General features: G+C 50.8%; 8 protein-coding genes. All 8 read left to right on the top strand.

All coding sequences use genetic code 11. The annotated features are described in order from the left end of the window. On the top strand, positions 1–1,026 hold a 1,026-nt coding region (gene mamP / locus MTBPR1_RS09135; RefSeq protein ID WP_069188722.1), incomplete at its 5' end, for a magnetosome magnetite formation protein MamP. After that, complete coding sequence (gene mamA, locus MTBPR1_RS09130) at positions 1,023–1,667, top strand: magnetosome protein MamA (RefSeq protein WP_083222999.1); 645 nt, start codon at positions 1,023–1,025, stop codon at positions 1,665–1,667. The genes mamP and mamA, both read left to right, overlap by 4 nt. Positions 1,668–1,696: 29 nt before the next feature. Then, entirely contained in the window at positions 1,697–2,524 is an 828-nt protein-coding gene (gene mamQ / locus MTBPR1_RS09125; RefSeq protein WP_069188721.1) for a magnetosome protein MamQ, read from the top strand. A 32-nt stretch (positions 2,525–2,556) separates the two neighbouring features. Further along, on the top strand, positions 2,557–2,781 hold the full coding sequence (locus MTBPR1_RS09120) for a helix-turn-helix domain-containing protein (RefSeq protein ID WP_165602647.1): 225 nt from the start codon (positions 2,557–2,559) through the stop codon (positions 2,779–2,781). After that, positions 2,768–3,637, top strand: a complete 870-nt coding sequence (gene mamB / locus MTBPR1_RS09115; protein ID WP_069188719.1) for a magnetosome biogenesis CDF transporter MamB — start codon at positions 2,768–2,770, stop codon at positions 3,635–3,637. Before MTBPR1_RS09120 ends, mamB begins: the two co-directional genes overlap by 14 nt. 21 nt (positions 3,638–3,658) lie before the next feature. After that, the gene (gene mamS / locus MTBPR1_RS09110; protein WP_069188718.1) at positions 3,659–4,249 is read left to right on the top strand and encodes a magnetosome protein MamS; all 591 of its coding nucleotides are present in this window, start codon (positions 3,659–3,661) and stop codon (positions 4,247–4,249) included. Between the two features lie 12 nt (positions 4,250–4,261). Beyond that, on the top strand, positions 4,262–4,789 hold the full coding sequence (gene mamT / locus MTBPR1_RS09105; protein WP_069188717.1) for a magnetosome protein MamT: 528 nt from the start codon (positions 4,262–4,264) through the stop codon (positions 4,787–4,789). A 330-nt stretch (positions 4,790–5,119) separates the two neighbouring features. Further along, positions 5,120–5,801, top strand: a 682-nt coding sequence (locus tag MTBPR1_RS09100) for a vWA domain-containing protein (protein ID WP_131813973.1), incomplete at its 3' end; no start/stop codon positions are given.

The raw sequence follows: 5,801 nt of genomic DNA, 5'->3' as shown, positions 1-5,801 counted from the left end.
ATGACACGCAATGTCATATTGGCTGGATTTACGTTAGGGGCTGTATTGCTTGTGCTTCTGATCGTGTTTTTTGTTGATAGCTTTGGCTTTGGCAAGAAGACGGCGGATGTTGCGGGTGTGAGCTCTGGTGCACCGACTGTTGCGGGCTCTAGCGGTCCGGTTCCAACACCTGCAAGCCCGCCAGCAGCAGCTTATCAGAGCCCGTCTTTGCAGGGTAATATGGGGGTATCTCCTGTGCAAGGGGCTGTGCAGCCGATGACTTCGCCTGTGCAAATTCAAACCCCACAGCCTGCCGGGTTGGGCACGCCTGCGCCTGTGCAAAGCCAAGCTCAAACTCAAACACAAGCAAGCCCTTCTGCTCAGTTTCAAAAGCCTTTAAGCCAGTTGATTATGCCAGAGGCGCCCAGTGATGTGCCGCCGAACTATATCCCTAAATCCGTGCAGCTGTTTGAAGCGCACTGGCAGGGGCTTGATAGTCGGGCCTGGACTGATGAGCTGCGCGGCAAGCTTAAATATCCCAAGGGCTTAACCGGCATTTTGGTCGGTGAAGTCACGCTTCATGCGGCAGAGGCTGGCATTTTGGCTGGCGACATCATCAATAAAGTGGGCGACATGAAAGTTGCCACCCTTGAAGAATTTCAAGAAGCCACCCGCGCGGTGCGCACCCAGAAAAATGTCCAGCTGCGCCTGATGCGCCCGGGCAAGAAAAAACAGGACGGTCGTTTTCCCATGCGCACCTTGCGCCTGGTTATGACAGGCCAGCCTGATCTGGGCATGGCTCAGGTTGAAGGCGCGCCCATGATCTTGCCGGGTGATCCACGCCCCCATCCACACCGCGGTGTCTGCACCAATTGCCACACGGTGGGTGATGGGTTTGAGCTTAGTCCGGACCCGGACCTTGTCAGTGTACCGCCACCCCATATTCCCCATTCCACCGTTGTCAAAGGCATCCGTCCGCACCGCGACCGCGGCCCCTGTGAAGCCTGTCACGTGATTATACAAGACCAAAAAGGAAAGAACCCATGAGCATTATCAAAGGCGATCTGGTTGGTAGATCGGAAGAGTACGCTCAATATACAACCATCGTTCTCAAACGTTTGGGGACCAAACTGGTGTCCGGTTTCCACGATCTCTTTACCATCGATGATGAAACCCGCAGCGCCTATTTCCGCGACAAGGCCATCACCTTGGCAAAAGCAGGTAAGCACCAACGCGCCGGCACGTTGTTAGAGCCGCTTTATAAAGCCAATCCTGAAGATGGCGAAGTCATGCTGCATTTAGGTGTATGCTATCTCAAACTGGGTCACCGCCCAGAAGGGATCGAGCTTTTGGAAAAAGCCCTTGATGAACATAAAGACGACATCAAACTCGCCACTGTTTTGGGCCTGTCCTACATCCAGAGCGAAGAATATGAAAAAGCCATTCCTTTGCTGGAAAAAGTGGTTGAAGACAATCCACAGTCTGCCAACATTCTCTATCGTCTGGGTGTGGCTTATGACAATACCAACAACTACCAGCGTGCGGTTGAATGTTTCTTAAGCGCGCTTGAGATTAAACCTAATGAGGCCCGTATCCACCGCAGTGTGGGCTATGCCTTTGAGCAGATGGATGACCATGAAGCCGCCATGGCGCATTTTAAACGAGCCAATGAGCTCGGCGGCGAATAAGGCGCTTTTAGTGAAAGTAAGTATGACCCATGGTTAGTTTTTTCAACACCGGAAATAAGGCTCCTTCTCAGGAACTGCAACGTCTTAAACGTTCAGAAGCCCTGTTGGCAGAGCTTTATCGCGAGGAAACCCAGCCGCGCTTTGCCGTGCCGTCCATGAAGGGGGTGAAAACCCTGTTTCTGGTCTCTGTGCTGTCCTTGCTGGTTTTTTCCGGAACGTTGTTTTACAAGTTCAACGACTTCATCATCTTTCGTGAAGACGTGCAGGCCAAAGCCGGTAACTTGCAATCGGCTTTGCAGCGGCGCAAGGATTTGTTCTCAAACCTTGTCAACCTGACCTTGAACCATGCCTCGCTTGAACATTCCATCTTTTCTTATACCGCCAAGATGCGCACGGAAATCATCCGCAAAACTGGTGATGTGTTGCCTGCTGATGCGGTTAAAGAAGCCTTGAACAAAAATAAAGATCTGGCCAAAGGCCTTGGTAATCTGGGGGTGGGTGAAGCCACAGGCGCAGATGGGCTTGATCTCAATGACATGGGGGCTTCTCTTGGTCGCCTGCTCGCCGTTGTTGAAAAATATCCCGATATTAAATCAGCTCAAACCTACACCGAGGCCATGGTGTCTTTGGTGCAGATGGAAGATCTGATCACCCAGCGTCGTATGGATTATAATGAGTCTTTGCGCATTTATAATACGGCGATCTCCAAATTCCCGTGGAAAATTCTGGCGGACTTTACCAACTTCCCGCGTTTTGAATATTTCAACGAGAAGTCCATGGCCGATAGCGCGCCAAGACTGGGTCTTGAGACCTATCGCCCGTTGGTTCCTTTCATTGATGAGGGGGGCAAACATTAATGTGGACAATTCTGACACGGGTGGGAACCCTGATGTCCATGGCAGCCGCGGTCGTTCATTATTATGACCAACGCCACCGTGAAGTGAATTCAAGTCGTATTTATAATTCCACCGAAGCGGCCCGCCTGCTGGGCATCAGCCGTAAAACCATGATTAAACTTTTGGAAAAAGGTCGCATACGCGGACGCCTCGTTAATGGCAACTACCGTGTTCCCGGCAGCAGCATAATCGAGTATTTAAGCCATGATCCCGAATAAGTGTAAACAATGTAAAGAAGAAGTCGTCTGGTGGGCCATTGTCGTGAATATCGGCCAAATGACCTACAAAGGCGTGCTTGGTGCCTTAACCGGTTCTGTGGCGCTTGTTGCAGACTCCTTGCACAGTGGTGCCGATGTGATCGCCTCCATCGTGACCATGTTGTGCGTGAAAATCTCCAAGCGCAAAGCCTCGGATAAATATCCATACGGTTTTGGTAACATCCAGTTTATCTCGTCTTCCATCGTTGGGATTATCCTGATCTTGGGCGCGATCTATTTGATGTATGAGTCCATCCTCAAGATCATCGATGGCAATATTGAAGCGCCAAGCGGCCTTGCGGTTTTAGGGGCCGGCATGTCGGTTGTGGTGAATGAATTGATGTATCGCTACCAACATTGTGTGGGCCGGGAAAACAACAGCCCGGCGATTATCGCCAATGCCTGGGACAACCGCTCTGATGCGCTGTCTTCTGTAGGGGTCTTGATCGGTATTATGTTTGCCGTACTGGGCTTTCCAATTGCCGATGTGGTTGCCGCCATGGTTGTGGCTATTCTTGTTGCGCGTATCGGGATTGAGCTGAACATCGATGCTATTGACGGCTTAATGGATACATCAGTTGAAATGGATGTTCTCAAAGACGTATACGCCATTGCGGTCAATGTGCCAAAGGTGGATGAAGTGCGCCACTTGCGCGGTCGCAACGTTGGTGAAGATATCCATCTTGATATCTCCATTGCAGTTGATGGCAAGCTCAAGGTCTTTGAAAGTGACTTGATCATTCAAGCCTTGAAAGAACGGATCTATGCAGAAGTACGCCACGTAACGGACGTACAAATCGCTGTTGTAGAAGCTTAAAAGACAAAGGGACGTCTGATAATGAAGATCGAACATCTGGTATTGGGGGCAGGCGGGCTTGCATTTGCAGGCATGATCATTGGTGCGCTTGTCTCTTCCGGTCTTTATGAGCCTAATGCACGCGAGGCTTTAAAAGAGGTCAAGCGCGAACAGGTGCGCAACCAGACACAGGAAATGACCACGTCAAACCAGATGTTGGCGACCCCTAAAGGCAACACCGCCCAGCAAACCACAGGCGGGGAGCTTGCCTGGAACCGCCCTGATGCACAAATGGGCCAGATGCAGGCCCTCACCCAAGCCAAGACCCTAAAATATGAAGGCAATGTGCTGCGCATGATCAGTCGGGGCGATACCATTGGCTGGGGTCAGGTACATATTTGGGTAGATACGGGACCGGGTGTTTCTAAAGAAGTGTCTATTGGGCCAAACTGGTTTTTAAACCATCTGGGCTGCCGCCTCTCTAAAAACAAGATGGTGCGCGGTGTGGCTTATAAGTTTGATAAAAACGATCCCAACGGTTTGCTTTATGCCAAAAACATCGTGGTGGATGGCATTACGTGTCGTCTTCGCAATGACGAAGGCTTTGCGCTTTGGTCCAACCGTTTAGGGTGATGGGCCAAAACGGTGGGCATCATAAAAAAAATCCTCAAACTTTTTGAAGGCCGTCGTGGCTCAAGCTTCATTGCGGTGCTGATTGTCTGTGGTTTTTCTTTTTTGATCATCAGTGGCAGTGAACTTTCCAGCCTGACCAAACGCACCATTCAGGGGCTGTTTTTAGGCCAGCACCAAACCCCTTTTGAAAAAGGTATTGGCGCCACCATTGAAAAGACACTCACCCCACCCAATAAAGAATATCGCTATATGACCATGAGGCATATTCCAGCCATTAAGGCGGGCCAGAAAATGCCTCATCCTTATGTGGGGGCTTGTACCCAATGCCATCTTTATGTGGGCGGTCCGGGACCGGGCAACCAATATAAAACCCCGGTGGGCGCGGCCCTTGAAAAAATGTCTCAAGTGCGCAAGATGGGCCCGCCGCTGCCACCTAACTCAGAAATGCCCCATCCGCCAGCCGGGCGCTGCATTAAATGCCATGACATTGTGGTTAAGGTGCCCGTTGCCAAACCCCAAGCTGGCATGAAATGGTTCTAATAGACTTATATTCGTCCCTCAAGAGCGTCAGGCACCAGCATCACGGCACAACCCCTTCCTGCTTGAAGAACAAATCTAAGTCTATTAGGTCTTAGGGCCTAATTCTCCATCTCTTGGCGTGCGAGTTATTCTTAATAGCACAGCTCATTTGTAGATATGTGCAAATAGCACTGGAACAGGCGAGTCGCCTTATGTTAATCTTTTCTTAACCAATTCGAAAAGAAGGGTCAAAAGCCATGTGAAACTGTCCTGTTCAGCAGGGCTTTTTTAGCATCTTGGCCCTTTATGATAAGCGAACTCAATTTCCGTATTAGCAAGCAGGTGGCCCTCATGGATTTTAGTCAGAAACCGAATTATTCACAGGAAATCAGCTCCAGCACCCCCGGTGCGATCCTTTTTCTAGTGGACCAGTCTCGTTCCATGAACAAGCCCTTTGGCACCAACGCGGCAGGCCAAGCGGTCAAACGCGCTGAAGTGGTGGCTGAAGCACTCAATAACACGCTGGCGGAACTGGTCAATCGCTGTACCCGCGATGAAGGGGTATCTGACTATTTTGAAGTGGGCGTGATCGGGTATGGTAAAAATTCCCGCCCCGCCTTTTGCTGGGAAGGTGCGCTTAAAGGGCGCGCCATGGTGGCGATTTCTGAAGTGGCAGCCCATGCCCATGTGGAAAAGAAAACCATTGAGACCGAGGTGCGCGGCACTATGGTCAATGAAACCGTCTCTGTGTCAAGCTGGCTCTCACCTGTGGCGGGAGAAAGTACGCCCATGAACGGTGCGCTGAGCATGGCGCGCCAAGCCCTGGAAGAATGGATTTATCGCAACCCGAAATGCTTCCCTCCCATCGTGATCAACATCACCGATGGCATGGCCAATGATGTCTCAAGCGCAAATGAGTTGCTCATGAGCGCACAGCGCCTGACAAACCTGACCACAACGGATGGCAAAGTCTTGCTGATTAACTGTCATATCACAGATGAAAACGACATGACGGTGACTTTCCCCTGGAGCC

The organism is Candidatus Terasakiella magnetica, from assembly GCF_900093605.1.
GTDB classification, from domain to species: Bacteria; Pseudomonadota; Alphaproteobacteria; order Rhodospirillales; family Terasakiellaceae; genus Terasakiella; species Terasakiella magnetica.
This window is presented reverse-complemented; position numbering and strand designations above follow the sequence as displayed.